21 protein-coding genes are annotated in these 24,873 nt (G+C 62.5%); 15 read left to right on the forward strand and 6 right to left on the reverse strand.

Going from position 1 to position 24,873, the window contains the following annotated elements; genetic code table 11:
* Positions 1 to 390: 390 nt before the first annotated feature.
* The 4 genes from ACYVL5_RS16495 (at position 391) to ACYVL5_RS16510 (ending at position 4,169) form a co-directional block, all read left to right on the forward strand.
* A complete protein-coding gene (locus tag ACYVL5_RS16495; RefSeq protein WP_460596669.1) occupies positions 391 to 2,232 on the forward strand; it encodes a UbiD family decarboxylase in 1,842 nt (613 codons plus the stop codon).
* A 153-nt stretch (positions 2,233 to 2,385) separates the two neighbouring features.
* On the forward strand, positions 2,386 to 3,162 hold the full coding sequence (locus ACYVL5_RS16500) for a TlyA family RNA methyltransferase (protein ID WP_460596670.1): 777 nt from the start codon (positions 2,386 to 2,388) through the stop codon (positions 3,160 to 3,162).
* Between the two features lie 72 nt (positions 3,163 to 3,234).
* Positions 3,235 to 3,579, forward strand: a complete 345-nt coding sequence (locus ACYVL5_RS16505) for a histidine triad nucleotide-binding protein (protein WP_460596671.1) — start codon at positions 3,235 to 3,237, stop codon at positions 3,577 to 3,579.
* Between the two features lie 74 nt (positions 3,580 to 3,653).
* Complete coding sequence (locus tag ACYVL5_RS16510; protein ID WP_460596672.1) at positions 3,654 to 4,169, forward strand: DUF4124 domain-containing protein; 516 nt, start codon at positions 3,654 to 3,656, stop codon at positions 4,167 to 4,169.
* Positions 4,170 to 4,188: 19 nt separating this feature from the next.
* On the opposite strand, the gene ACYVL5_RS16515 is transcribed toward ACYVL5_RS16510, so the two are convergent.
* Positions 4,189 to 5,454 (reverse strand): magnesium transporter, encoded by a 1,266-nt coding sequence (locus ACYVL5_RS16515; RefSeq protein ID WP_460596673.1) that lies wholly within the window; start codon positions 5,452 to 5,454, stop codon positions 4,189 to 4,191.
* A 456-nt stretch (positions 5,455 to 5,910) separates the two neighbouring features.
* Between ACYVL5_RS16515 and lgt the strand changes: the two genes are divergently transcribed.
* On the forward strand, positions 5,911 to 6,690 hold the full coding sequence (gene lgt / locus ACYVL5_RS16520) for a prolipoprotein diacylglyceryl transferase (RefSeq protein WP_460596674.1): 780 nt from the start codon (positions 5,911 to 5,913) through the stop codon (positions 6,688 to 6,690).
* Positions 6,691 to 6,696: 6 nt separating this feature from the next.
* On the opposite strand, the gene ACYVL5_RS16525 is transcribed toward lgt, so the two are convergent.
* From ACYVL5_RS16525 to ACYVL5_RS16545, 5 genes are all read right to left on the reverse strand, one after another.
* Positions 6,697 to 7,122: an ATP-binding protein gene (locus ACYVL5_RS16525; protein WP_460596675.1), complete on the reverse strand. Its 426-nt coding sequence runs from the start codon at positions 7,120 to 7,122 to the stop codon at positions 6,697 to 6,699.
* 13 nt (positions 7,123 to 7,135) lie between these two features.
* A complete protein-coding gene (locus tag ACYVL5_RS16530) occupies positions 7,136 to 7,474 on the reverse strand; it encodes an STAS domain-containing protein (protein ID WP_250679984.1) in 339 nt (112 codons plus the stop codon).
* A gap of 245 nt (positions 7,475 to 7,719) precedes the next feature.
* Positions 7,720 to 11,007 (reverse strand): SpoIIE family protein phosphatase, encoded by a 3,288-nt coding sequence (locus ACYVL5_RS16535; RefSeq protein WP_460596676.1) that lies wholly within the window; start codon positions 11,005 to 11,007, stop codon positions 7,720 to 7,722.
* Complete coding sequence (locus tag ACYVL5_RS16540) at positions 11,007 to 11,255, reverse strand: hypothetical protein (RefSeq protein ID WP_460596677.1); 249 nt, start codon at positions 11,253 to 11,255, stop codon at positions 11,007 to 11,009. The genes ACYVL5_RS16535 and ACYVL5_RS16540 overlap by 1 nt, the downstream gene beginning before the upstream one ends.
* Positions 11,252 to 12,832 (reverse strand): bifunctional aminoglycoside phosphotransferase/ATP-binding protein, encoded by a 1,581-nt coding sequence (locus tag ACYVL5_RS16545; RefSeq protein WP_460596678.1) that lies wholly within the window; start codon positions 12,830 to 12,832, stop codon positions 11,252 to 11,254. The genes ACYVL5_RS16540 and ACYVL5_RS16545 overlap by 4 nt, the downstream gene beginning before the upstream one ends.
* A gap of 283 nt (positions 12,833 to 13,115) precedes the next feature.
* On the opposite strand from ACYVL5_RS16545, the gene ACYVL5_RS16550 reads away from it, so the two are divergent.
* The 10 genes from ACYVL5_RS16550 to ACYVL5_RS16595 all read left to right on the forward strand — a co-directional run bounded on the left by ACYVL5_RS16550 (position 13,116) and on the right by ACYVL5_RS16595 (position 24,726).
* Positions 13,116 to 14,813 carry a tetratricopeptide repeat protein gene (locus ACYVL5_RS16550; protein WP_460596679.1) on the forward strand — a complete coding sequence of 566 codons (1,698 nt, stop codon included), beginning with the start codon at positions 13,116 to 13,118 and terminating at the stop codon, positions 14,811 to 14,813.
* Positions 14,810 to 16,423 carry a peptide-binding protein gene (locus tag ACYVL5_RS16555; protein WP_460596680.1) on the forward strand — a complete coding sequence of 538 codons (1,614 nt, stop codon included), beginning with the start codon at positions 14,810 to 14,812 and terminating at the stop codon, positions 16,421 to 16,423. Before ACYVL5_RS16550 ends, ACYVL5_RS16555 begins: the two co-directional genes overlap by 4 nt.
* Before the next feature lie 25 nt (positions 16,424 to 16,448).
* A complete protein-coding gene (locus ACYVL5_RS16560) occupies positions 16,449 to 17,429 on the forward strand; it encodes an ABC transporter permease (RefSeq protein ID WP_460596681.1) in 981 nt (326 codons plus the stop codon).
* Positions 17,430 to 17,451: 22 nt separating this feature from the next.
* Positions 17,452 to 18,276, forward strand: coding sequence for an oligopeptide ABC transporter permease (opp4C, locus tag ACYVL5_RS16565; RefSeq protein WP_460596701.1), 825 nt, complete (start codon positions 17,452 to 17,454; stop codon positions 18,274 to 18,276).
* A gap of 252 nt (positions 18,277 to 18,528) precedes the next feature.
* On the forward strand, positions 18,529 to 19,044 hold the full coding sequence (locus ACYVL5_RS16570; RefSeq protein WP_460596682.1) for a hypothetical protein: 516 nt from the start codon (positions 18,529 to 18,531) through the stop codon (positions 19,042 to 19,044).
* 177 nt (positions 19,045 to 19,221) lie between these two features.
* The gene (tilS, locus tag ACYVL5_RS16575) at positions 19,222 to 20,688 is read left to right on the forward strand and encodes a tRNA lysidine(34) synthetase (RefSeq protein ID WP_460596683.1); all 1,467 of its coding nucleotides are present in this window, start codon (positions 19,222 to 19,224) and stop codon (positions 20,686 to 20,688) included.
* Between the two features lie 164 nt (positions 20,689 to 20,852).
* Positions 20,853 to 22,691: an ATP-dependent metallopeptidase FtsH/Yme1/Tma family protein gene (gene ftsH / locus ACYVL5_RS16580; RefSeq protein WP_460596684.1), complete on the forward strand. Its 1,839-nt coding sequence runs from the start codon at positions 20,853 to 20,855 to the stop codon at positions 22,689 to 22,691.
* On the forward strand, positions 22,688 to 23,527 hold the full coding sequence (gene folP / locus ACYVL5_RS16585; protein ID WP_460596685.1) for a dihydropteroate synthase: 840 nt from the start codon (positions 22,688 to 22,690) through the stop codon (positions 23,525 to 23,527). The genes ftsH and folP overlap by 4 nt, the downstream gene beginning before the upstream one ends.
* Positions 23,528 to 23,566: 39 nt before the next feature.
* The gene (cdaA, locus tag ACYVL5_RS16590; protein ID WP_460596686.1) at positions 23,567 to 24,325 is read left to right on the forward strand and encodes a diadenylate cyclase CdaA; all 759 of its coding nucleotides are present in this window, start codon (positions 23,567 to 23,569) and stop codon (positions 24,323 to 24,325) included.
* The gene (locus ACYVL5_RS16595) at positions 24,322 to 24,726 is read left to right on the forward strand and encodes a YbbR-like domain-containing protein (protein WP_460596687.1); all 405 of its coding nucleotides are present in this window, start codon (positions 24,322 to 24,324) and stop codon (positions 24,724 to 24,726) included. Before cdaA ends, ACYVL5_RS16595 begins: the two co-directional genes overlap by 4 nt.
* The last annotated feature ends 147 nt before the right edge of the window (positions 24,727 to 24,873 follow it).

The following is a 24,873-nucleotide window of genomic DNA, read 5'->3' on the forward strand; positions in this document are numbered from 1 at the left end:
GGGTTCCTCCCGTAGGTGCCGGATCAAACAGTGTCTTGGCCGGAGACTAACACAAATATCGCCGCCGAATAAACATAATCCTTAAGCGGGAAGTTCCCCTTTTTCTAAGGTTCTTCAGAGAAACGCGGGGGTGTGTTTAAAGCCCCCCTTGATAAAGGGGGATTTAGGGGGATTGCCTTGCCGGCTGCGTTGGAAATCCCCCCTGTCCCCCCTTTGACAGGTGGGGGACGGAGGTTCGGCGGCTTTGCCGGCAATTCCTGGAAGAACCTTTCCGAAGGGGGGAGAGGTGGACACGGCCAAAGCGGGGCCAAGGGGATGGTTTTAATTGACTTCACCGCAGGGGTGCATTAAAAATATCAGCTTATTTCAAGCTTCACGTGGGGGAAACGATTGGGCTACCGGGACCTTGCTTCGTGTGTCGCCGACCTGGAACGCACGGGTGCCTTGAGAAAAATTGATGTTGAGCTCTCCGCCGACCTCGAGATCGGTTCGATCCAGCGGCGGGTCTACCAGGCCGGAGGGCCTGCGCTCCTTTTCACCAGGGTGAAGGGAAGCGGTTTCCCCATGCTCGGGAACCTCTTCGGAACGCTGGAGAGGACCAGGTACATCTTCCGGGACACCCTGAAGGGGATCGAGAAGCTGGTGGAGATGAAAGTCGACCCCCGCGCCGTGCTGAAGAATCCCTTCTCCTTCATCTCCGCCATTCCCGCGGCCTGGCATCTCCTCCCCAAGACGGTCGGGGAGGGACCCATCCTGGCCCACCGGACCACCGTCGACAAGCTCCCGCAGCTCAAGTCCTGGCCCGATGACGGCGGAGCCTTCATCACGCTCCCCCAGGTCTACTCGGAAAGCGCGGCGAGCCCCGGCCTTCGCCATTCCAACCTCGGGATGTACCGCGTGCAGCTTTCCGGCGGCTCCTACAAGCAGAACGAGGAGATCGGGCTCCACTACCAGATCCATCGCGGCATCGGCTTTCATCACGCCGAGGCGCTGGAGAAGGGGGAGCCGTTCAAGGTCAACATCTTCGTGGGCGGGGCCCCGTCCATGACGGTGGCAGCCGTCATGCCGCTTCCCGAGGGGATGCCGGAACTCTCCTTCGCGGGGCTTTTGGCCGGCCACCGGATCGAGATGATCGCCCGCCCCGGCGGCCTTCCCATCCCGGCCCAGGCAGACTTCGTCATCACCGGTACCGTCGACCCCACCCGTACCCTTCCGGAAGGGCCTTTCGGGGACCATTTCGGCTACTACAGCCTGGCTCACCACTTCCCGGTCCTGAAGGTCGAGGAAGTCTTCCACCGCGACGGCGCCATCTGGCCCTTCACCACGGTGGGGCGCCCTCCCCAGGAGGACACCTCCTTCGGCGCCTTCATTCATGAGCTCACCGGCCCGCTGATTCCCACCGTGATATCGGGGGTGAAGGCCGTCCACGCGGTCGATGCCGCCGGGGTTCATCCGCTTCTTTTCGCGGTGGGAAGCGAGCGCTATGTCCCGTACGCCGAGAAGCGCACTCCGCAGGAGATCCTCACCATCGCCAACGCGGTGCTCGGCCAGGGGCAGCTGTCGCTCGCCAAGTACCTGATGATCGGCTGTCACGAGGACGCGCCGCAGCTCGATATCCACGACATCCCGGCTTTCCTCGCCCACGTCTTGGAGCGGATCGATCCTGCCCGCGACCTCCATTTCCAGACCGCCACCACCATGGACACCCTGGATTACTCCGGCAGCGGACTGAACAGCGGCTCCAAGGTGGTGATGGCGGCCATCGGTGAGAAGCGCCGGACGCTTGCTACCGAGGTACCCGGTGAACTGCGGCTCCCGGCCGGATTCTCCCGCCCGGCGATCTGCCTTCCGGGTGTGCTGGCCGTGCAGGCGCCCACCTGCAAGCTGGCCAAGGGGGCGGACGATCCCGACATGGATGAGCTCTGCCGGACCCTGGAAGGGGTGCCGGGGCTGGAGGGGATGCCGCTCATCGTGGTCTGCGACGACAGCCGGTTCACGGCCGCCACCCTCAATAACTTCCTATGGGTTACCTTCACCCGCTCCGATCCCGCCGCCGATATCTATGGCGTGGGAGCCTTCACCTCCTGCAAGCAGTGGGGGTGCCGGGGCCCGATGGTGATCGACGCCCGGGTGAAGCCGCACCATGCGCCGCCTTTGATCGAGGACCCGGCGGTGGAAAGAAAGGTCGACGAACTGGCCGCCCCCGGCGGCCCGCTGCACGGGCTGTACTGATACTCTCCGGGTGGCCGGAGGCCGGGTGAGGGAAGATTTTAACACCTCCCTCACCCCCGCCCCTCTCCCCTAAAGGGGCGAGGGGAGAGAAAGATTGACCGCGGCCCTTCTCCGCTAGAGAGGCGGGGAGTTATTGATTGAAAGAGGTTTTATTTGCCAAAGGAAAGGCTCGATAAGCTGGTTACCGAGCGGGGGCTGGCGCCTTCGCGGGAGAAGGCCAAGGCACTCATCATGGCTGGACAGGTGGTGGTGAACGACCATCTTGCCGACAAGGCCGGATTGATGGTGGACGTGGAGGCCGACCTCCGTCTCAAGGGAGCCCCGCTTCCCTACGTGAGCCGCGGCGGACTCAAGCTCGCCAAGGGGCTGGATGAATTCGGGATCGAGGCAGCCGGCCTCTGTGCCATCGACGTCGGCGCCTCCACCGGCGGCTTCACCGACTGCCTCCTCCAACGGGGGGCCCGCCTCGTCATCGCCGTGGACGTAGGCTACGGCCAGCTCGCCTGGAAGCTCCGCGAGGACCAACGGGTGGTGAACCTGGAGAAGACCAACATCCGCTACCTCGAGCCGGCGAGCCTCCCGGAGGTTCCCGAACTGGCGGTGATCGACGCGTCGTTCATCTCGCTGGACAAGGTGCTTCCGCCCACGTTGCGGCTTCTCTCCGCCGAAGGGATCATCGTCGCCCTCATCAAGCCGCAGTTCGAGGTGGGGCGCGGGCAGGTAGGGAAGGGGGGCGTGGTGCGCGACGAGAAGAAGCACCACCAGGTGGTCGCCTCGGTGACCGCCATGGCCCAGGGGCTCGGGCTCCTGGTGCTCGGGGTGTGCGAGTCGCCGATCCTGGGACCCAAGGGAAACAAGGAGTTCCTCATCCATCTGAAGAAGACCGCCGATACACCGGTCACCTTCCCGATGGATGCGGAGACGGAATGAAGCAGCCTTTGCGTTGTCAACAACGTTCGGTAGCCTGTTACTTATCACTCTAAATCTGAAGGAGAGGGTTAGATGTCAGACTGTCTGTTTTGCAAGATGGCCAATGGCGCCATCCCGGTGAAGAAGGTCTACGAGGATGACCAGCTGTTCGCCATTGAGGATATCAATCCGGTGGCGCCGGTCCATATACTGATCATCCCTAAAGAGCATATCGCCAATGCCCTGGGACTTGTCCCCGAGCACGACGCCTTGATCGGTTCCATTCACCGGGTCGCTGCCACCCTGGCGCGCGAGCGCGGCGTGGCCGACGACGGCTTCCGCCTGGTCAACAACACCAACCTGGCGGCTGGACAGTCCGTTTTCCACATCCATTTCCATTTCCTGGCCGGCCGCAAGCTGACCTGGCCTCCGGGGTAATGGTGACGTTTCCCGCACGATCCTTGACGGCGAATTGCCGCCTGAGTAGCTAATCTGGCATGCAAGGAGTAGACATGAAAACGTTGTTGCTGGCCCTATTGCTGATCTATCCCGTTTCGGCACTGGCGGTGACCTACGAGTGGACCGACGACCGCGGTACCGTCCATTTCACCGACAACCGGGGAGAGATCCCCAAGAAGTACCGGAAGAGGGCGAAGGTTTTGGGCGAGGACGAGGTGGAGGCCCCGTCGGCACCGGCTCAACCGAAAACCGAGAAGAAGCCGGCGGAAGGACAGGGAGAAGCGAAGGCGGCAGGTGAGAAGCCGAACAAGAAGTACGGTGACAAGGACGAAGCGGGGTGGCGGCTGGCCTTCCAGAACGCCAACGCGTCGATCCAGCGCGCGGAGGCGGAGCTCGAGTCGTTGAAGGCGAGGCTTAACGATACCTCCAACATGTCCCGCGGCGAGTACCTCTCCATCCAGAACAGCATCAAGCACACCCAGTCCGTCCTCGATGAGCGTAAGCAAAAACTGCGTGAACTGAAGAATGAGGCGGACCAGGCCGAGGTTCCCGCCTCGTACCGGCAGTAAAAATTCGCGGCACCGGCCCTCAAAGCCGGTGCCGTTTCCGTCTCAGCGCCGCAGGGATGAAAAGCTCCAGCACGTCGTCCACCGCGACGATCCCCGCCATCTTCCCTTCCTTGTCGAGCACCGGCAGCGCGATGAAGTTGTACTTCGCCACGATCTCCAGCACGTCGTCCGGGGTGGAGTCGACCTGCACGCTCTTCACACCGGAGCTCATGAAGCTTGCCACCACCGCCTCCGCCGGATTCACCAGCAGATCCTTGAGGCTCACCACCCCTTCCGGCCGCTCGTGCTGATCGAGCACGTACAGATAGTAGATGGTTTCCACCTCGGGAGCGTTTTGCCGCGCCACCTCCAGGGCCTGGGCGGCGGTGAGCTCCTTTTTGATGGCGATGAACTGGCTGTTCATGAGGCCCCCAGCCGTGTCCTCCTCGTGCTCCAAAAGCTCCTGTATCCGGTCCGCGTCCTCGTCCCCCATCAGCCCGAGAAGCTCCTGCGCCTTGTCCTCGGGGAGATCTCCCATGACGTCGGCGGCTTCGTCGGGATCCATCTCCGCGATGATGCTGCAGGCCTGGCTGGTCTCGAGCTGATTGATGATACGGGTTCGCAGCTCGGGCTCCAACTCGTGGATGGCTTCACCGGCGGTTTCGTTATCGAGGGAGTTGAGGACCGTCTCGACGCGGTTGGAAGGGATGTTGCTGATGATCAGCGCCAGGTCGGCCGGGTGAATCTCTTTGAGCTGATCCCGTGCCACGGTGAGGGTGAGGCGGAAGACGTTCGATTCCAATAACTGCACGTACTTCCAGTTGATGTGGTGGTCGGAGAGCGGCCGGTGGAGGATGGAGGCTGCCTTCTCGGCCCAGTGCTCCAAACCCATCCGCCGCAGCAGTCCGCGCAGGCCGACATCGACGAAGAAGACGCAGAGCTTTCCCTGGAAGGTGCCAAGCTTCAAGTCGTTGACCCGCACCACCTTCGCACCGTTGACGTCGACGATCTGACGGTCGAGGATGTCCCGCTTTAAAAGGATGTCCCCCTCGTGCTGCCCGTAGGGGGGGAGGTTTTGCCCGGGGCCGGCCAGCGAGATGACGAAGCGGTTGAAGAGATTGACCCTGGGCCATGGGACACTGACGACACGGTGGTCGGCCTCGACCAGGATGTGGGAAACGGCGGGGAAGTGCTCACCGGGGACCATGACCAGGTCCAGCAGTTTCCCTATCTCGCGCCCCTGCGCGTTGATGACGGGCCTGCCGAGCACGGTGCTCAGGAATATCTCGCTCTTGGTCCTGGCCATTGGGCACCGCTACTTTGGGTTGCACCGATCACCCCCATCCTCATCCTGGACCTTCCCTTGAAGGGGAGGGGAGGGGGGATGAGCGGGATCGGGGCGGTATGAGAGAGAATGAGTGATCCTGCGAGTTTGGGAAGTGCTAGAACTTTATAGCCCGGTGGCGGGTTGTCAATGTGGCGGGGTAAAACCTCCCTCACCCGGCCTTCGGCCACCCTCTCCCCGTCCCTATCTCCCCTCGCCCCCGCTGGGGGAGAGGGGCGGGGGTGAGGGAAGGGGGTAGAGTCAGAACCTCCCTCACCCGGCCTTCGGCCACCCTCTCCCCTGAAGGGGCGAGGGTATAGTTGGAAGGCCTTCGGCCAACGCTCTCGACTGAAGGGCGAAGGTGGCCGGGGGCGGCGATTGACACCCCGACGGTTTGCTGCTACGGTAGCTGGAATTTTTCTCCCTGGAGTCTCATCGATGCTCTCTTACCCTCATATGGATCCCGTCTTCCTGCGCATCGGACCGCTTCAGTTCCGCTGGTACGGTCTCATGTACATCCTCGCCTTCCTCTCCGGCTACTTCGTGCTCCTCTCGGGGGTCAGGAAGAAGGGGCTCCCGCTCGACAATGAGAAAGTCGCCGACCTCGTCTTCACCGTGGCGGTCGGCGTCATCCTCGGCGGGCGGCTCGGCTACATTCTCTTCTATAACCTGGGCTTCTACCTCGAGCATCCGCTGAAACTCTTCGCGGTCTGGGAGGGGGGGATGTCCTTTCACGGCGGGCTCACCGGCGCGGTGGTGGCGTCCATCTACTTCCTGAGAAAGCACAAGCTCCGCTTCTACCAGATGGCCGACATCGGTTTCATGGCGGCTCCTATCGGGCTTTGCCTCGGACGCCTCGGCAACTTCATCAACGGCGAGCTGTACGGCAGGGTCACCGACGCCCCCTGGGGGATGGTGTTCCCGGGCGGCGGCGACCTGCCGCGCCACCCCTCCCAGCTCTACGAGGCCTTCCTCGAGGGGCCGCTCATGTTCCTGATACTGTACCTGGTCGGGAAAAAATCGGAGGGGCGGGACGGGGTGGTCTTCTGGACCTTCATCGCCTGCTATGGCCTGTTCCGCTTCATCGTGGAGTTCTTCAGGGAGCCGGACGTCCAGATCGGGTACCTGCTCGGGATCTTCTCGATGGGACAGCTCTTGAGCTTCCCCATGTTCCTGGCCGGCCTCGCCATGGCGGTGCGCTGTTACCGGAGGAGATAAGGGGGATCAGGAGAGTTTCTTCTTCATCTCGAGGATGTTCTCCCGGCAGTTCTTGTGGTAGGAGACCGAGTCCATCAGCGAGCGGATCAGGAAGATGCCCCGCCCCCGGTCTTCCAGTTCCTCGAAGTTTGGGGGTGGGATGGCGTTGATGTCGAATCCTTGTCCGTCATCGAAGACCCGGATGGTGAGTTCGGAGGCGTGAAGGCTTATTATGATGCGGACGAGCTTCTCGGGTTCGTTGGGACCTGCATGCTTGATCGCATTGACCATGGCCTCCGTCAGCACAAGGTTGAGGTGGTATGCGAGGGTGTCCCGGTCTCCGCTGTACTTTTCCAGTTCCCGGGCGATGTCCTCGCCGATCCTGCCGATCAGGCTGAGGTAACGGGTCTTGTTGGGGACCTTGATGTCAACCTCGATCCTGTTTGCTTCCATTGCTCGCCTCGCTTTACTGGAAGTTTTCCATGGCTTCCACGCTGGAGGGGAAGATCTCGAAGACCCGGTGCAGGCGGGTGAGTTCGAACATGGACTTCACCTGGGACTGTAGCGAGGATAGTTTGAGGTTACCCTGGTGGGAGATGGCGTTCTTGAAGCCGGAAACCAGGGCGCCCAACCCGGAGCTGTCGATGAACCTGACATCCTTGAGGTCGACCAGCACGTTCTTGGTCCCGTCTTCGAAAAGCTTCTGCACGGCGCTCTTCAGTTCCGCCGAGTTGTGAGCATCCAGCCGCTCTTCTCTAACGTAGAGAATCACCACGTCGTTCCTCGTCTCGTTTACAAGGTTCATAACCTTCTCCTTTATGTAAATCCATGTCCGCATAGCGCGAGCCGCGACTCACATTAATTGTGCAATAAGCCCCAGCAATTATCAAGCGAAGCTCGATTTTCCTTATCCCCCGCTCAGCAAGACTTCCCGGCTCTTCCTCACCTCCGGCCGCCCTCTCGTGGCCGATTTAGTACCCTCACCCCTCGGTTTTCATTGGAAAAACGGCGCTCACTGTGAGCTATCTACCCTCGCCCCTAAAGCCTCCCTCACCCCTGCCCCTCTCCCGGGGGGCGAGGGGATATGGAAGCCGGCTCCTTGCCGTCGATGACCTTGATGACCACCATCGAGATGTCGTCCTGCAAGGGGGACGGCGAGGTGAAGGCGGTCACCTCGACCATCACCTCTTCGACGATGGCGTCGGGCTCCTGGTCCAGCAGCCGGGTGAGGGTGGCGGTAAGCCGCTCCACCCCGAAGAGTTCGCCGTTTTTCCCCTCGGCCTCGATGATCCCGTCGGTGTAGATGAAGAGGAGATCCCCCGGGGCGAGGGTCACCTCCTTCTGCTCGAAGAGGACGTCCATCTCCACCCCGAGGATCAGCCCCTCGGCGTCCAGTTCCTCCCATTTCCCCTTGTGGTAGAGAAGGGGCCTCGTGTGGCCGGCGTTGGCGTAGCTGAAGGTGTGGGTGGTCCCGTCGTACTTCCCGCAGAACATGGTGATGAAGAGTTCGGCCCGGGTGAGGTCGTGGTAGAGGAGCTCGTTGAGCACCCGCAGTATCTCGCGGGGGGCGCGGGTCGCCTGCATCTGGGTCCGCAATACGCTCCTCGTCTCCACCATGATGAGCGCCGCGCCCACGCTGTGGCCGGAGACGTCCGCCATGACGGTATCGACCTGGTCCTCGGTCCGCTGGAAGAAGTCGTAGTAGTCCCCCCCCACGTGGGTCGCCGGGGTGCAGCGGCAGGCGATCCTGATGCCGAGCACTTCCGGGGGGTGTTCGGGGAGCAGGGACAGCTGGATCTGCTTGGCCAGTTCCAGGTCGCGGGTGACCCGGGCGTTTTCGAGCTGGGCCTCCTCCTTCTGCCGCCTTTCCTGCTCGCGCGCCTCCCGCTCCCGCACGATCCCGACCGCCTGGGCGAGTTGGCCGGCGAGGCTCTCCAAAAGCTCCACGAACTGCTCGGTGAAGAGGCCGACGATGGAACGGGAGAAGACGGAGAGGATGCCGACCGGAGGGGCCCCTTCGCTGGCGATCGGGATATGGGCGAAGGACTTGATCCCCTCCCGGCTGAAGATCTCCTTGGCGATCGGCTTGGTGATGTAGGTGGTGTCGTTGAAGAACTCGGTCCGCCTCCCGAGGAAGGCCTCGCCGACGTGGGTGTCGATCTCCACCTGGCGGTCCTCGCCGGTGATCGCCTCTCCCCCTTCGCCCTTGAAGCAGCGGACCTCGAGCATCCCGCGGTCGTTCAGGAGCCGGATGACCGCCAGGTCGAGCTTGAACTCGCGCAACAGCAGGGTCAAAAGGTCCTCCATGATGATGTCGAGCTCCTGCGAGCGGCTCATGATCTCCGAGGCCCTCAGCCGCACGAAGAGCGCCTCGCGGCTTTGGTCGCGGGAGGTCCGGACCGTCGAGAAGATGTCGTAGACCGACTCCATGCGGGACCCGATGTCGGAGAGGAAGCTCTCCACCACCGCCCCGGCCGCGGCCCCCCCGAGCGAGCCGGCCAGCGTCTTCTCGACGAAGCGCTTCAGGTTGGGGAGCTCGAATTCGGAGACCCCCCCCTTGCCGTCGATCTCCCGGTCTCCCAGGTAATCGCTGATGGCGGCGTAGGCCGGCCCCTCCCCGATGAACTTCGACATCAGGTTCACGAACTGGACGATGGTGACCGGCTTGGAGAGGCGCTTGGTTTCCCACTGGGGCGTTCCGTTGGTCGCCTCGAACACGTGGACGAACTTCTCGACCTGTTCCTGCTCCTTCTCACCCTGGTGAAAGATGATCGAGAGGTGGAGGTAGGCGGAGATGTTGAAGAACATGCTCCAGAAGAGGGTGTGGCTCCAGGGATCGAGCTTGAGGCCGAAGAGCGCCTGCGGCTTTAAAAGCTCGATCCCGAAGGGGCCGTAGGTGAGGATGTCGGAGTGCCACTGCCCGGAGTGGATGATGGAGGGAAAGAGCATGGTGTAGCACCAGACCGCGAAGCCGAGCGCCAGGCCGCCGATGGCCCCCACCTTGTTGCCGCGGGGCCAGTAGAGCCCGCCGATCAGGGCCGGGGCGAACTGGATGGCGGCCGAAAACGAGATGAGCCCCATGTTGGCGAGCATGTAGCTCTCCCCCACGATGCTCTGGTAGAGGTAGCCCAGGAAGATGACCAGGATGATTCCGACCCTCTTCAGGTTGAGAAGCAGAAACGAGAACCAGCTCCGCGGCTTGAGCCGCACCACGACCGGCATCAGGACGTGGTTCAAGAACATGGTGGAGACCGCCACCGACTCCACCATCACCATCCCGGCCGAGGCGGAGAACCCCCCCAGAAAGGCCAGTAACGCCAGCCAGTTGTGCCCCGCCTTGAGCGGCAGCGTCAGCACGAAGTAGTCGGCCCCCGCGTTGGTGCCGGTCATGAGCATCCCCGCCGCCGCGATCGGCATCACGAAGATGTTCATCAGGAACATGTAGGCGGGGAAGGCCCAGGCGGCGGAGTTCAGGTGCCGCTCGTCGGCGTTCTCCAGCACCATGACCTGGAACTGGCGGGGAAGGAGCATGACCGCGCTCATGGAGAGGGTAAGGAGGCTGAACCAGGAGAGGTAGGAGCTCTGGCTCCCCCCGCCCAGGGTGGCGAGCCTCGCCAGGTCGGCGGGGGAGTGCTCCTTGAGCCGCTGGAAGATGTCCCCCACGCCGTCGAAGAAGACGTAGGTGATGACGATGCCGACGGTGAGAAAGGCGACCAGCTTGACGATCGACTCCAGGGCGATGGCCGCCACCATCCCCTCGTGCCGCTCGGCCGCCCCCAGGTGCTTGGCGCCGAAGATGGCGCTGAAAAGCGACAGCACGACGGCCGAGAAGAGGCCGGGGTGGGGGGAGACCAGGGCCAGGCTCTCGGGGAGCGGCAGCCCGAAGTCGCGGGTGCCGGTGATGATGGTGAAGGAGGTGGAGACCGCCCGCAGCTGGAGGGCGATGTACGGCATGATCCCGGTCAGGGTGATCACCGTGATGAGGGCGCCGAGCACCTGGGAGCTGCCGTAGCGGGAGGAGATGAAGTCGGCGATGGAGGTGATGTTGTTTTCCTTGGAGATCCGGACGATCTTCTTGAGGAAAAACCACCAGGAGAAGGCGGTGAGGGTGGGGCCGAGGTAGATGGGGAGGAAGTCGATCCCCGTGGTGGCCGCCTTGCCGACCGAGCCGTAGTAGGTCCATGAGGTCGCGTAGACCGCGATGGAGAGCGAGTAGACGAGAGGGTTGGCGGTGATGCTTCTCCCCACCTTCTGCCTCTGGTCCCCGTAGTACGCCACCAGGAAGAGGAGCGCTATGTAGAGCAGGGCGGTGCCCCACACCAGGTTGGCGGTCAGCATCAGTGACGGTCCCTTTTCTCGTTTTCCTTCCGTGCGGCGCGGCTGAAGAGGTAGACGATGCAGATGGAGGCGAACCATCCGACCAAAAGGTACAGGTAAAGCAGCGGGAGCCCGAAGGGGAGGATCGGGCGGTTGAAGATGCTCAGGAAGGGATAGTTCATCATCACCATCCCGAGCACGAACCAGACGACCCAGGTGTCCTTGAGCCGCAGGCGCTTCACCACCCCTTCGCGAAACTGCTTCCTCATGGCAGTAACCCCATCCCTTCCAGTGCCCGTTCCACCACGCTTGGCAGCGGCAGCGAGGAGTCGATGGCGATCGACTCCCCTGGGGCGGGAGGCTCATACTGGGCGGCGAGCAGGGGATAGATCTCCCAGCGCCCGTCGGAGATCTCCCGCGGGTCCAGCCGGCGCCTTTCGAGCCGTTCCCTGATCACCTCCACCGGGCAGGTGGTCTCGAGCACCACGAACGGCACGCCGAGCTCCGCGGCGAGCCTCCGGAAGATCTCGCGGTCGGCGCGGCGGCGGAAGGTGGCGTCGACGAGAATAGACCTTCCGGCGGAGAGCTCCTCGGCCGCGCGGAGGGCGAGCTCGGCGTAAGTGGCCCGGTCCCACTCCGGGGTATAGATATCTTGTCCCCCCATCCCCATCCTCCACCTGTCCTCCCCCTTGAAGGGGGAGGGACCCTCTGGCACTCCTTCCCCTTCAAGGGGAGGGACAGGGTGAGGATGGGGGGGCGAGGCCGCATCGATCTTCGCCGCCATCTCCTTCCTTGCCGCGTCGCTTCGCTCCCGCCGGATGCCGAGCTGGAAGGAGAGCTCCCCGGAGAGCGCGCTCTTGCCGCTTCCCGTCATCCCGCAGGTGATGATGAGCGAAGGCTCCAGCCGTTCCCGCAGGATCAAGCCGCGGCAGAGGTTGAAGTAGCGGACGGCGCTCTCGGCGCACTCACCGGCCTCGGCATCGGTCACCCCCTCCTGTCCGCTCCTGATGCTCATCACCTTCCCCCTGATGAAGGCGCGGTTGGCGCGGTAGAAGGTCAGCAGCGGCTCCGGCAGGGAGTCCGCGGCCCGCTCCCGGTAAAGATGGAGGAAGGGGGCGCAAAACTCGCGGTGCCCGGCGTACTCCAGGTCCATCAGGAGAAAGCCGATATCCGCCGCGGTGTCCGTGTAGCGGAACCTTTCGTTGAACTCGATGCAGTCGAAGATGCAGATGGTATCCGTCAGGCAGATGTTGCCGGAGTGGAGGTCGCCGTCGCACTCCCTTATGAACCCATGCGCCACGCGGCTTGCGAGGAGATCCCTTCTTTCGCCGAGAAAGCCCCGCACCCACTCCCGGATGAGGGCGTGGTCGCGGCGGGAGATGGTCGCGCCGATGAAGGGCTCTACCTGCCGCAGGTTGTCCTCCCAGTTATCCCCGAGCACCTCGGGGGTGCCGCAGGCATCGATCTCGGGGGCGCGCCGTGCGGCGAGGTGGAAGTCGGCCACCCGGCAGGCAAGCCGCTCCATCATGGCAAAGCTCGCCTCGCCACGCTCGAGGAGCCGGTTCAGCATCCGCTCCTCGGGGAGCCGCTTCATCTTCACGGCATAGTCGATGAGTTCCCCCCCCGTTCGAAAGCTCGCCCGGTCACCGGCCTGGTACACTTCAACCACGCCGAGGTAGGTATCGGGGCAGAGCCGGCGGTTGAGTCGGAGCTCTTCGTTGCAGTAGTAGCGGCGCCTTTCAAGGGTGGTGAAGTCGAGAAAACCGAGATCGACGGCCTTCTTCACCTTGTAGACGAAGCGGTCGGTCAGGAACAGAAAAGAGACATGTGTTTCGATGAGCCGCACCTCGGCCGTGGGCTCAGGGTAGGCCGTCGGTTCGAGTAAGGATTTTATAAGCGTGCGCTCCATCGCATTGCCTTAAGGTGACGATTTCACTTGAGGAATACTATCACAACGACCCCGTGGTGCAACTCAAATACCCGGCACAATTGTTGTTTGACGGTTCTGGGTATTTGTGTTAGCTTTCATGTGACGATTCGCGCCATCCCGTGGGATAGAGTATCCCCCAGGGGTGCCGCGTTTTTTAAGTTTTTATGACTGCTTTCTAACTGGAAACCACGGGTACCCCATGACCAAGAAGTGTCTTCCGTTCCTTTTACTTCTTTCCCTGTTGAGTGCGTGCGCCACCGGACAGGCGACCCACGAGGTTCCTTCTCCCCTTACCCCTGAGGCGAGTGCGCAGTCCCGCACCCTTTACTTCTTCGCGCTGGCCCGTCTGCGGGCCGGCGACGGGGATCTCGACGGAGCGCTCACCCTGCTCCGTTCCGCCATCGAGGCGGACCCGTCCTCCCCCGTCCTGCATACCGCCGCCGCCCAGATCTACCTGCAGCAGAACCATCCCGACGAGGCGCTGGCCGAGGCCCAGGCGGCCGTCAAGGCCGACCCGAGCTCCGTCCAGGCCGAGCTTCTGACCGGCAACATCCTGACCACCATGCAGCGCGAGAAGGAGGCGATCCCCTACTACAAGAAGGTGCTGGAGCTCGACCCGACCAAGGAAGAGGTCTACCTGCACGTGGCGATCTCCTACCTTAAGAACTACGAGTACGAGCAGGCGGTCGATACCCTGAAGTCGATGATCAAGGCGCTCCCGGAATCGCCGCTTGGCTACTACTACCTGGCCAAGACCTACGACCAGATGCGGCTTCCCAAGGAGGCGCTCTCCTATTACAAGAAGGCGGTGGAGGTCAAGCCGGACTTCGAGCAGGCGCTGATCGAGATGGGGATCTCGCAGGAGACCCAGGGACTGACCGGCGACGCCATCAACACCTACAAGGCGCTTTTGGAGGTCAACCCCTCCAACATCACCGTCGTGCAGCACCTGGCCCAGCTCTACATCCAGCAGCGCAAGCTGGACGAGGCGCTGACCCTTTTGCAGCAGCAGGGGGGGGACTCCCTGGAGAACCAGCGCAAGATCGGCCTGCTTCAGCTGGAACTCGAGCGCTACGACGATGCGGTGACCACCTTCGAGCAGATCCTCAAGGCGGATCCGCAGGCCCACCAGGTCCGTTTCTATCTCGGTAGCGCCTACGAGGAGATGGACGAGCCCGAGGACGCCATCGCCGAGTTCTCCAAGATCCCGAAAGATTCGAGCTACTACGTCGACGCCATCGGCCACCTGGCCTTCCTCTACAAGGAGCAGGGGGACGCTGCCAAGGGGATCGATCTCATCAAGCAGGAGATCAAGGAGATGCCGGACAAGGTGGAGCCGTACCTGCACCTGGCCGGACTCTACGAGGCGATGGACCGTTACCAGGACGGTATCGACGTCCTGACCGGGATGGACAAGAAACTGCAGGCCGACCCGCGGGTCAGCTTCCGGCTCGGCATCCTCTACGACAAGATCGGCAAGCGGGAGGAGTCGGTGGCCATGATGAAACAGGTGCTGGTGGCCACCCCTGACGACGCCCAGGCCCTGAACTACCTCGGCTACACCTACGCGGAGATGGGGGAGAACCTCGACGAGGCGCTCGGCTACCTGAAGAAGGCGGTGGCGCTCAAGCCCGACGACGGCTTCATCCTCGACAGCCTCGGGTGGTGCTACTACAAGCTCAAGCGCTACGACGAGGCGGTCTACCAGCTCGAGCGGGCGGTGGAGCTTTCCGACCACGACACCACCGTCATGGGGCATCTGGCCGACGCCTACTGCGCGAACCGCGACTACCGCAAGGCGCTTCCGATCTACCGCAAGCTCCAAAAGCTCGAGCCCGACCAGAAGGATATCGCCGAGAAGATCCGCCGCTGCCGGCAGGAGAGCGGGGAGAAATGACCCTGGGGTGCCGGCTAGCCCTGCTCCTCGTATCGCTTTTGGCCTTCGGCTGCGCCCAGGGTACGCCCGAGCACAAACCGCACGCCGCCAAAGGGGGACCGCCCGCCTACGGCGATGCGCTGGTGACCGGAAGCATCGGCGAGCCCTCCAACCTGATCCCGGTCCTCTCCACCGATTCCGCCTCCAGCGACATCTCGGGACTCGTCTACAACGGGCTCGTGCGCTACGACAAGGACCTGAAGCTCGAGGGGGACCTGGCGCAGTCCTGGGACGTCTCCCCGGACGGCCTGACCATCACCTTCCACCTGCGCCACGGCGTCAAGTGGCACGACGGCGAGCCCTTCACCTCCCGGGACGTCCTCTATACCTACAACGTTCTCATCGATCCCAAGACCCCCACTGCCTATTCCGATGCCTACAAACAGGTGAAGACCGCCGAGGCGCCCGATCCCTACACCTTCCGGGTCACCTACCCGAAGCCGTTTGCTCCCGCCCTGGAGTCGTGGGGAATGAGCATCCTTCCCGCCCATCTTCTGGAGGGAAAGGACATCACCAAAAGCCCGCTCATCCGGCACCCGATCGGCACCGGTCCCTACATCTTCAAGGAGTGGATCACCGGCCAGAAGGTGACCCTGGAGAGCAATCCCGACTACTGGGAGGGGCGCCCCTACATCTCTAAGTACGTCTACCGGATCATCCCGGACGCCTCGACCATGTACATGGAGCTCAAGTCGGGGGGGATCGACGAGATGCCGCTGTCCCCGGTGCAGTACCAGCGGCAGACCAATACGCCGGAATTCCTCTCCCGCTTCAACAAGTACCGTTATCCGGCCTCCGCCTACACCTATCTCGGCTACAACCTGCGCCTTCCCCTGTTCCAGGACAAGCGGGTCCGCCAGGCGATGACCTGCGCGATCAACAAGGAGGAGATCATCCAGGGGGTGCTCTTCGGGATGGGGCAGATCGCCCATGGGCCGTTCAAGCCCGGGAGTTGGGCCTACAAACCGAACGTGAAGGACTTCGGGTACGATCCGGCCCGCGCCATGGCGCTCTTGAAGGAGGCCGGCTGGGTGATGGGGAAGGACGGCATTCTCGTCAAGGACGGCAAGCAGTTCACCTTCACCATCATGCTGAACCAGAACGACCAGCGGGTGAAGACCGCGCAGATCGTCCAGCAGCGGCTGAGAAAAGTCGGCATCGTGGCGAAGATCAGGGTGATGGAATGGGCTTCCTTCATCACCAACTTTATCGACACCGGTAAGTTCGAATGCGTGATCCTGGGGTGGACCCTGGGGCAGGATCCGGACATCTATGACGTCTGGCACTCCTCGAAGACCGGGCCGAAGGAGCTCAACTTCATCCATTTCAAAAACGGCGAAGTCGACCGCCTCATCGAAGAGGGGAGGGAGACCTTCGACATCGAGAAGAGGAAGGCGTGCTACTGGCGGATCCAGGACATCCTCGCCGAGGAACAGCCGTACACCTTCCTCTACGTTCCCGATGCGCTTCCCGCGGTGTCCTCCAGGTTCCACGGAATCGTCCCCGCCCCCGCCGGCATCGGCTACAACCTCATAAAATGGTACGTGCCGAAGGCGGAGCAGGTTTACTGATTGGGAGAATGACTAAGGAACCTACATGGGCAGATATCTCATAAAACGGCTGATGATGATCTTCCCGATGCTGATTGGGATCTCCCTGATCACCTTCGTGGTCATCCATCTCGCACCCGGCGAGCCGGTGGAGATGCAGGTCTCCATGAGCCCGAAGATCTCCGCCGCGACCAGGGAGAAGCTTAGGGAGTACTACGGCCTCAACAAGCCGCTGCACGTCCAGTACGGCATCTGGATATCGCACTTGGCGCGCCTGGACTTTGGCCGCTCCTTCGGTTCCGACCACCGCCCGGTGACCGACAAGATCGCCGAGCGGATTCCGGTTACCCTGTCGCTCAACGTGATCGCCCTCATTCTCGAGTTCTGTCTCGCCATCCCGATCGGCATCCTGGCGGCCACCCAACGCGATACCCTTGTGGACCGGAGCATATCGGTCTTCGTCTTCCTCGGCTTTGCGGTACCGACCTTCTGGCTGGCGCTTCTCTGCATGTACCTGTTCGGCGTGAAGCTCAACTGGCTCCCCATCTCCGGCCTCCATTCGATGGGGAGCGACAAGCTTCCCTTCTTCGCCTGGCTGTGGGATCTCGCCAAGCACCTGGTCCTGCCGGTAAGTATCGCCACCTTCGGAAGCCTGGCCGGTCTCTCTCGCTACATGCGCTCATCGATGCTCGAGGTGCTTTCCCAGGACTACATCACCACCGCCCGCGCCAAGGGGGTGAAGGAGCGGCTGGTGATCTACAAGCACGCGCTGAAAAACGCCCTGCTGCCGGTCATCACCCTCTTGGGTTTCTCGCTCCCCGGCCTCATCGGCGGCTCCGTCATCTTCGAGACCATCTTCGCCATTCCGGGCATGGGGCAGCTCTTTTACCAGGGAGTCATGGCCAGGGACTACCCGCTGGTGATGGGTATTCTGATCATCGGCGCCTTCCTTACCCTGTTGGGTAACCTTTTGGCGGACCTCTCGTACGCCTTCGCGGATCCGCGCATCCGCCACGGGAGGGAGTAGCGTGCGGCCCTCGACTCCCTTCATGCAGTTCTGGAGCCGGTTCAAGGAAAACCGTTTCTCGGTGGCAGGTCTCGTCGTCATCGTGGTGCTGTTTATCATCTCCTTCGCCGCTCCCATCCTGACCCAGTACCGGCCGGAGACCATCGACGCCTGGCACGTGCTCCTTCCCCCCTCGTCCGCCCACTGGTTCGGGACCGACGAGCTGGGGCGCGACGTCTTGACGAGGATCATCTATGGCGCCCGTGTCTCGCTCAAGGTCGGCTTCGTGGCGGTAGGGATCTCGGTGGCCATCGGCGTCGTGATCGGGCTTTTGTCCGGGTTTTACGGCGGATGGACCGACTCGATCCTGATGCGCCTCGTGGACATCATGCTCTGCTTCCCGACCTTCTTCCTGATCCTGGCGGTGATCGCCATGCTGGAGCCCTCCATCAACTACATCATGATCATCATCGGCCTCACCAGTTGGACCGGGGTGGCGCGGCTGGTGCGGGCGGAGGTGCTTTCGCTCAAGAGCCGTGATTTCGTCTTGGCCGCGCGGGTCTTGGGAGCCTCCGACGCGAGGATCATTTTCCGGCACATCCTGCCGAACGCGCTCTCGCCGGTGCTGGTCTCGGCCACCCTCGGGGTAGCGGGAGCGATTCTCACCGAATCAGCGCTTTCCTTTTTGGGGATCGGCGTGCAGCCTCCGACGCCGAGCTGGGGCAACATCCTCACCTCCGGGAAGGACTACATCGAGTTCGCCTGGTGGCTGTCGCTCTATCCCGGCCTGGCCATCCTCGTCACCGTACTCTCCTACAACCTGGTAGGGGAGGGGATCCGCGATGCGTTGGACCCGAGAAGAAGATAAGAAACGGTTCTAGGAAAAACAGGTTCCAGGTTCTAAGTTCTAGGTTCTACGTTAACTGCTCTGCGGGCTTGTACCACCCGAACCTACACGTGAAATAGATCCTGTTTTTGTCCCCATAGGATTTCAACATAGAACCTAGAACATAGAACCTGGAACTTGTCTTATGTATTTCAACCTAGAACGTAGAACATAGAACCTGGAACTTGTCTTATATATTTCAACATAGAACATAGAACTTGTTTAGAGGACTTTATGGCCGAGTTGTGTGAAGAAGGTTTCGAAGAGTTGAAAGTCAACAAGCAGGAGTTCGTCCCCGAAAGCCTGGAGGACGAGGTGCGGGTCGACAACAAGTGCAAGGAGCTCCTGCTTCGTTTCTATAACGAAAGCATCGGCGCCGGCGTCTCGGCGGAGGAAGCCACCGCGCTCGCCAGCGGCGCCGACTACTTCATCCGCGATTTCGTGGTGTCGATCAAGCAGCGGAGCCTCTTCGACGAGCGCCCCGGGATCGTCCGGCAGTTCGCCGCCAACTGGTACATCGTCAATACCATCGAGCCCAGCGCCACCGAGCTTGAAGGGTACCTCTCCGGGATCAAGGCCTTCTACCGGTTCCTCCACGGTCACCACCTCATCTCGCTCAAGTTCCTCCAGGCCGTCGAGGCCGAATGCGCCGACCTCGACTACTACGCCGGGCGGATCGAAAGCTTCTGGGACATCAAGGACGACGGCTACTTCGCCTGGGAGAAAGAGTGCTCCCTCAAGGGGGATTAGCCATTTTCCGCCCGGCGTTCCCCCCTTGATAAAGGGGGGGACAGGGGGGATTGCCTCTCCTGCCGTCAGCCCCAAATCCCCCCCAACACCCCTCTATCAAGGGGGGAGCTTAGCTCCCTTGAAGAGGAGGGAGTCGTAGGCCAAAAGGGAAATTGTCATTTCCAGGTAAAGGATTTAATGGAGAGCCGACTGGTCGCTTCCCTCATAAGCAGAATCCGCCGTCAACGGCTCTTCTCTCCCGGCGAAACCGTCATCGTGGCGGTCTCCGGCGGGGCGGATTCGGTCGCGCTTTTGGACATCCTGGTCCACCTGGAGATCGAACGGCTCACCCTGGTCGTCGCCCACCTGAACCACTCCCTGCGCGGCGAGGCCTCCGACGGCGACGAGGCCTTCGTCGCCTCGCTGGCCACCCGCTACCGCCTCCCCTTCGTCTCCCGCCGCGTCGACGTGTCCGCCCTTGCCCGGGAGCGCAAGCTTTCCCTGGAGGATGCCGGCCGCGCCGCCCGCTACGCCTTCTTCGAAGAGATCGCCAACGCGCACGAAGCCGACGCCATCGCCCTGGCCCATCACCAGGACGACCAGGCGGAGACCGTGCTCATCAGGCTTTTGCGCGGCTCCGGGGGGGCGGGGCTCTCCGCCATGAGCCCGGTGCGCGGAAAACTCAGGCGGCCGCTTCTCAAGGTAAGCCGGCAGGAGCTGGAGAACTACCTGAAGCTTCGTGGCCTAAGCTGGCGTACCGACGAATCCAACGCCGACACCGCCATCCTCCGCAACAGCATCCGTCACGACCTGATCCCCCAGCTCAAGCGCTACAACCCGAAGGTATCCGAGCGTCTGGCCGCCACCGCCGAGATCCTCTCCGGCGACGAAGAGCTCCTCGAACAGGTGACCCGCGCCGCCTTCACCCGTCTTTGCCAGCGCTATCCCTTACCGGCCAAAGCGAGGGAGGGGGCAGGCTCCGCCGGTGCCTGTCCCCCTGGTGAAACTTTCCCCCTCATGCCCCCCCGCTCGGACGCACTGCAGTTTAGGCTGGAACCGCTGCTGCAAGAACCCCGCGGCCTGCGGCTGAGGCTCTATCGGCTCGCCCTCCAGGAGCTGCGCGGCGATCTGCGGCGGATCTCCTTCACCCACCTGGAAGCCGTTGACCAACTGGCGGCCGGTGAACACCCCAGTGCCAGGTTGAAGCTCCCCGGCGATTGCGTGGTCTCCCGCGGTTACGACTCGCTCTCCTTCAGCGGCCACTGGCGGGCTCCCATCGAAAACTGGCAACTTGTGGTAAGCGGGGAAGGGCGGCATACTCTTTCGGTAGATTCCGCGCTGGTCGTCGAACGGGTCCCGTGCCCGAAAAATCTCGATTCCGGCTCCCGCCAGGTCGCCTTCTTCGACCCCGACCAGGCCCCCTTTCCCTGGACGGTGAGGAACTCCCGCCCCGGCGACCGCTTCACACCGCTCGGGATGACCGGGGAGCAGAAGGTGAAGGATCTTTTCATAAACGAGAAGATTCCTTTGGGGGATCGATCCCGGGTGCCGCTCATCGAGTCAGCGGGACGGATTCTCTGGGTGGGGGGAGTGAGGCTTTCCGAGCACGTGAAGGTGAGGCCAACTGCTGAAAAGGTGTGGAGAGTTGAGATTGTTAGGGTTTAAAGCTCTTGTCAAGGTGCTACCTTTGTGGTAATCCTTTTGTTCATTTGAAAGTCTTTTTTTTACTACTAATCTAAGCACATAAACGCTTGCAGGTGCGCTCGCCGCCGGGACCGCTGTCACAGCGCCCGCCGGGAGCGTCATACCGATATTTCCGGGGAGGAAACTTGAACCAATTCTACAAGAACCTGGCACTCTGGCTGGTAATCAGCCTGATGATGATCCTGCTGTTCAACCTTTTTAACAAGCCAAAACCCACCCAGGAAAAGCTCGACTACAGCGACTTTATCGAGGCAGTGGACACCGGCAAGGTGAAGAACACCAACCGGACCATCAACAGCGTCACCATCCAGGGTAACGAGATCATCGGCAAGTACTCGGACGGCAAGGAGTTCCGGAGCTACAAGCCGGCCGACGCCAACCTGACCGACAAGCTGATCGCCAAGCACATCGCGGTCTCCGCCCGCCCCGAGGAAGAGCGCTTCTCCTGGTTCTCGCTCCTGGTATCCTGGTTCCCGATCATCTTCCTGGTCGCCGTCTGGATCTTCTTCATGAGGCAGATGCAGGGTGGCGGCGGCAAGGCGATGGCCTTTGGCAAGAGCCGCGCGAAGCTTTTGACCGAGGCCCAGGGGCGCGTCACCTTCGAGGACGTGGCCGGCATCGAGGAAGCCAAGGAAGAGCTCGAGGAGATCATCTCCTTCCTGAAGGATCCCAAGAAGTTCACCAAGCTCGGCGGCCGCATCCCGAAAGGGGTGCTCTTGATGGGCCCTCCGGGCACCGGCAAGACCCTTTTGGCCCGCGCCATCGCCGGCGAGGCGGGCGTTCCCTTCTTCTCCATCTCCGGCTCCGACTTCGTCGAGATGTTCGTCGGGGTGGGCGCCTCCCGCGTGCGTGACCTCTTCGTGCAGGGGAAGAAGAGCGCTCCCTGCATCATCTTCATCGACGAGATCGACGCCGTCGGCCGTCACCGCGGCGCAGGTCTCGGCGGCGGTCACGACGAGCGCGAGCAGACCTTGAACCAGCTGCTGGTCGAGATGGACGGCTTCGAGAGTAACGAAGGGGTCATCCTGATCGCCGCCACCAACCGCCCCGACGTCCTCGACCCGGCGCTGCTTCGCCCGGGCCGCTTCGACCGCCAGGTGGTGGTCCCCCGTCCGGACGTGAAGGGTCGCGAGATGATCCTCAAGGTGCACTGCAAGAAGACCCCGCTCGGTCCCGACGTCGACATGGGCGTCATCGCCCGCGGTACCCCCGGCTTCTCGGGCGCCGACCTCGCCAACGTGGTGAACGAGGCAGCCCTTCTGGCCGCCCGCAAGGATAAGAGCATCGTCGAGATGATCGACTTCGACGACGCCAAGGACAAGGTCCTCATGGGTGTGGAACGCCGCTCCATGGTAATCTCCGACGAGGAGAAGAAGAACACCGCCTACCACGAGGCCGGCCACACCCTGGTCGCCAAGCTCATCCCGGGGACCGACCCGGTCCACAAGGTCTCCATCATCCCGCGTGGCCGCGCGCTGGGCGTCACCATGCAGCTCCCGATCGAGGACAAGCACAGCTACTCCCGCGAGTCGCTCCTCGACCGGATCGCGGTGCTCATGGGCGGGCGCGTCGCCGAGGAGATCATCTTCAACTCGATGACCACCGGCGCCGGCAACGACATCGAGCGCGCCACCGAGATCGCCCGCAAGATGGTCTGCGAGTGGGGGATGAGCGAGAAGCTCGGGCCCGTCACCTTCGGCAAGAAGGACGAGCAGATCTTCCTGGGGCGCGAGATGGCAACCCACAAGAACTACTCCGAGGCCACCGCGGTCGAGATCGACCACGAGATCAGGCTGATCGTCGAGCAGAACTACGCCAGGGTCCAGGATCTGCTCCGCTCCAACCTGGATGCCCTGCACCGCATCTCGCTCGCCCTCATCGAGAAGGAGAACCTGACCGGCGATGAAGTGGACCGGATCATCGCCGAGGGGGCCCTCCCTCCCGAAGGGACTGCCACCGCATGATAGCTACACCGGCGGCGTGGGACCTCCCACGCCGCTCTCTTTCGTTGGAACGTCCCCTGGTCATGGGGATCCTCAACGTAACCCCGGACTCCTTTTCAGACGGTAACCGTTTCTTCTCCCTTGAGGCCGCGGTACAGCGCGCCCTCGAGATGGAGGCGCAAGGCGCCGACATCATCGATATCGGCGGGGAGAGTACCCGTCCCAACGCCCCCGCCGTCGGGCTTGACGAGGAACTGCGCCGCGTGGTCCCGGTCATCGAGGCGCTGGCCGGGAACATCACGGTCCCCATCTCGATCGATACCTACAAGGCCGGGGTCGCCCGGGCCGCCTGCGCGGCCGGCGCCGAGATCGTCAACGACGTAAGCGGGCTCTTCTTCGACGACGGCATGGCCGCCGCCGTAGCAGAGGCCGAGGCGGGGCTCGTCGTGATGCATACGCGGGGACGGCCCCACGAGATGCAGAAGGACACGAGCTACGACGACCTCATTGGCGAGGTCATTGATTACCTCAAACAATCCCTCGCGCTGGCCGAGCGGGCCGGCATCGCTTCCTCCCGCATTGCGGTCGATCCCGGCATCGGCTTCGCGAAGAGCGTGGAGGGTAACCTCGAGTTGGTCCGCAGGCTCCCCGAACTTGCCGCCCTCGGGTATCCCGTGCTGGTCGGCCCCTCCCGGAAGTCGTTCATCGGGAAGGTGCTCGGCAGGGAAGGGGGGGAGCGGCTCTTCGGAACGGCGGCCGCGGTTGCCGTCTCCATCGTGAACGGCGCCTCCATCGTAAGGGTACATGACGTAGCTGCCATGAGGGACGTCGCGGATATGGCGCGGGCGCTCAGCTAGCCCGCACGAATGTTGGGAGTAACCTCCCGCGTGGTGCCGATGAATCCTTCTCTGCAAGACATAGGCGTGATTCGGGACCTTCTCGATCTATCGCTCGTAGCACTGATCGTCACTCGGCTATCCAGGCTTTTGAAGGCGCAATTGGCCCTGCGCGTCCTTCCCGCGCTCTGTCTCCTTTTGGTCGGTCATCTCCTGGCCCGGCTCTTCTCCCTGTACACCGTTCGGATCCTCCTCGATACCTTCCTCGCCTCTTCGGTGGTGGTGCTGGCGGTCATCTTCCAGACCGACATCCGCAGGGGCTTTGCCGCCTGGATCCGGAGCAAGACCGGCAAGGACGTGGAGATGTCGGACGTCATCGACGAGTTGGTGTTCGCGGTGGCGGGGCTGGCCCAGAAGCGGATCGGGGCCCTGATCGTGATCGAGCGCGGGATCCAGGTGGACAGCTACCTGGCGGTGGGAACCGACATCGACGCCAAGGTGACGAGCGAGCTCATCTCGTCCATCTTTTTGCCGTACTCCCCGATCCACGACGGGGCGGTGATCATCCAGCACGGAAAGCTGACCAAGGCGGGGTGCTTCCTGCCGCTCACCCAGAATCTCGAGGTGAGTAAGAGCCTGGGGACCAGGCACCGCGCGGCCTTCGGGCTCTCCGAACTGGTCGATGCGGTCGTCGTGGTGGTTTCCGAGGAGACCGGCGCCATTTCGGTGATCGTGGGAGGGAAGAAGACCGACATCCTGGAGCCGCCTTCTCTGGGGAAGATGCTGAGAAGGCTGATCGAGCCGAGGTGGCTTAAATGAGGGTGCACGGGCCGACACCGAGCGATGCGACGGTGGTCACGGGGCTTTCCCTGCTGCTGTCCGTCCTTATCTGGACGAGCGTGATGGTGGAACGTCCCGCCGAGACGACTCTCAAAGTCCCCCTGCGAGCCGAACATATCCCTGCCGACCTGAAAGTGACCACGCCGCTTCCGGAGAACGTGGAGGTTACCGTGGCCGGGCCGGGGATCCTTTTGTGGCCGCTTCGTGTTGTCGATCCCGGGAGCGTGGAGGTCGATCTTTCCATGGCGACGGCGGGTTCGGCCACCTTCGCCATCGATCGCCGCTCCCTGCGGCTCCCCGACCGCGACCTCAGCGTGGTGCGGATGTATCCGGCCAACGTGCGGGTGGCGATGGTTACCACCTCCGCGCCGCCAAAGTAGCCGTTTAAAACAGTATCCCCTCGCCCCTTTAGGGGAGAGGGACAGGGGTGAGGGCACCCTGAAGGGTCGAGGGTGGAAAGATAACGGTGGGCAGCGGGCTGCCTACCCAACGTTTGACTGAATTGCTATCGAGTTATATTTCGATCG

Source organism: Geomonas sp. Red276 (assembly GCF_054784495.1).

Bases quoted from the DNA above. Each gene is read 5' to 3' on its own strand.
- ACYVL5_RS16505 (WP_460596671.1), top strand. From the start codon at position 3,235: ATGTCAGACTGTCTGTTTTGCAAGATGGCCAATGGCGCCATCCCGGTG.
- ACYVL5_RS16510 (WP_460596672.1), top strand. From the start codon at position 3,654: ATGAAAACGTTGTTGCTGGCCCTATTGCTGATCTATCCCGTTTCGGCA.
- ACYVL5_RS16515 (WP_460596673.1), bottom strand. From the start codon at position 5,454: ATGGCCAGGACCAAGAGCGAGATATTCCTGAGCACCGTGCTCGGCAGG.
- lgt (WP_460596674.1), top strand. From the start codon at position 5,911: ATGCTCTCTTACCCTCATATGGATCCCGTCTTCCTGCGCATCGGACCG.
- ACYVL5_RS16525 (WP_460596675.1), bottom strand. From the start codon at position 7,122: ATGGAAGCAAACAGGATCGAGGTTGACATCAAGGTCCCCAACAAGACC.
- ACYVL5_RS16530 (WP_250679984.1), bottom strand. From the start codon at position 7,474: ATGAACCTTGTAAACGAGACGAGGAACGACGTGGTGATTCTCTACGTT.
- ACYVL5_RS16535 (WP_460596676.1), bottom strand. From the start codon at position 11,007: ATGCTGACCGCCAACCTGGTGTGGGGCACCGCCCTGCTCTACATAGCG.
- ACYVL5_RS16540 (WP_460596677.1), bottom strand. From the start codon at position 11,255: ATGAGGAAGCAGTTTCGCGAAGGGGTGGTGAAGCGCCTGCGGCTCAAG.
- ACYVL5_RS16550 (WP_460596679.1), top strand. From the start codon at position 13,116: ATGACCAAGAAGTGTCTTCCGTTCCTTTTACTTCTTTCCCTGTTGAGT.
- ACYVL5_RS16555 (WP_460596680.1), top strand. From the start codon at position 14,810: ATGACCCTGGGGTGCCGGCTAGCCCTGCTCCTCGTATCGCTTTTGGCC.
- ACYVL5_RS16560 (WP_460596681.1), top strand. From the start codon at position 16,449: ATGGGCAGATATCTCATAAAACGGCTGATGATGATCTTCCCGATGCTG.
- opp4C (WP_460596701.1), top strand. From the start codon at position 17,452: ATGCAGTTCTGGAGCCGGTTCAAGGAAAACCGTTTCTCGGTGGCAGGT.
- ACYVL5_RS16570 (WP_460596682.1), top strand. From the start codon at position 18,529: ATGGCCGAGTTGTGTGAAGAAGGTTTCGAAGAGTTGAAAGTCAACAAG.
- tilS (WP_460596683.1), top strand. From the start codon at position 19,222: ATGGAGAGCCGACTGGTCGCTTCCCTCATAAGCAGAATCCGCCGTCAA.
- folP (WP_460596685.1), top strand. From the start codon at position 22,688: ATGATAGCTACACCGGCGGCGTGGGACCTCCCACGCCGCTCTCTTTCG.
- cdaA (WP_460596686.1), top strand. From the start codon at position 23,567: ATGAATCCTTCTCTGCAAGACATAGGCGTGATTCGGGACCTTCTCGAT.
- ACYVL5_RS16595 (WP_460596687.1), top strand. From the start codon at position 24,322: ATGAGGGTGCACGGGCCGACACCGAGCGATGCGACGGTGGTCACGGGG.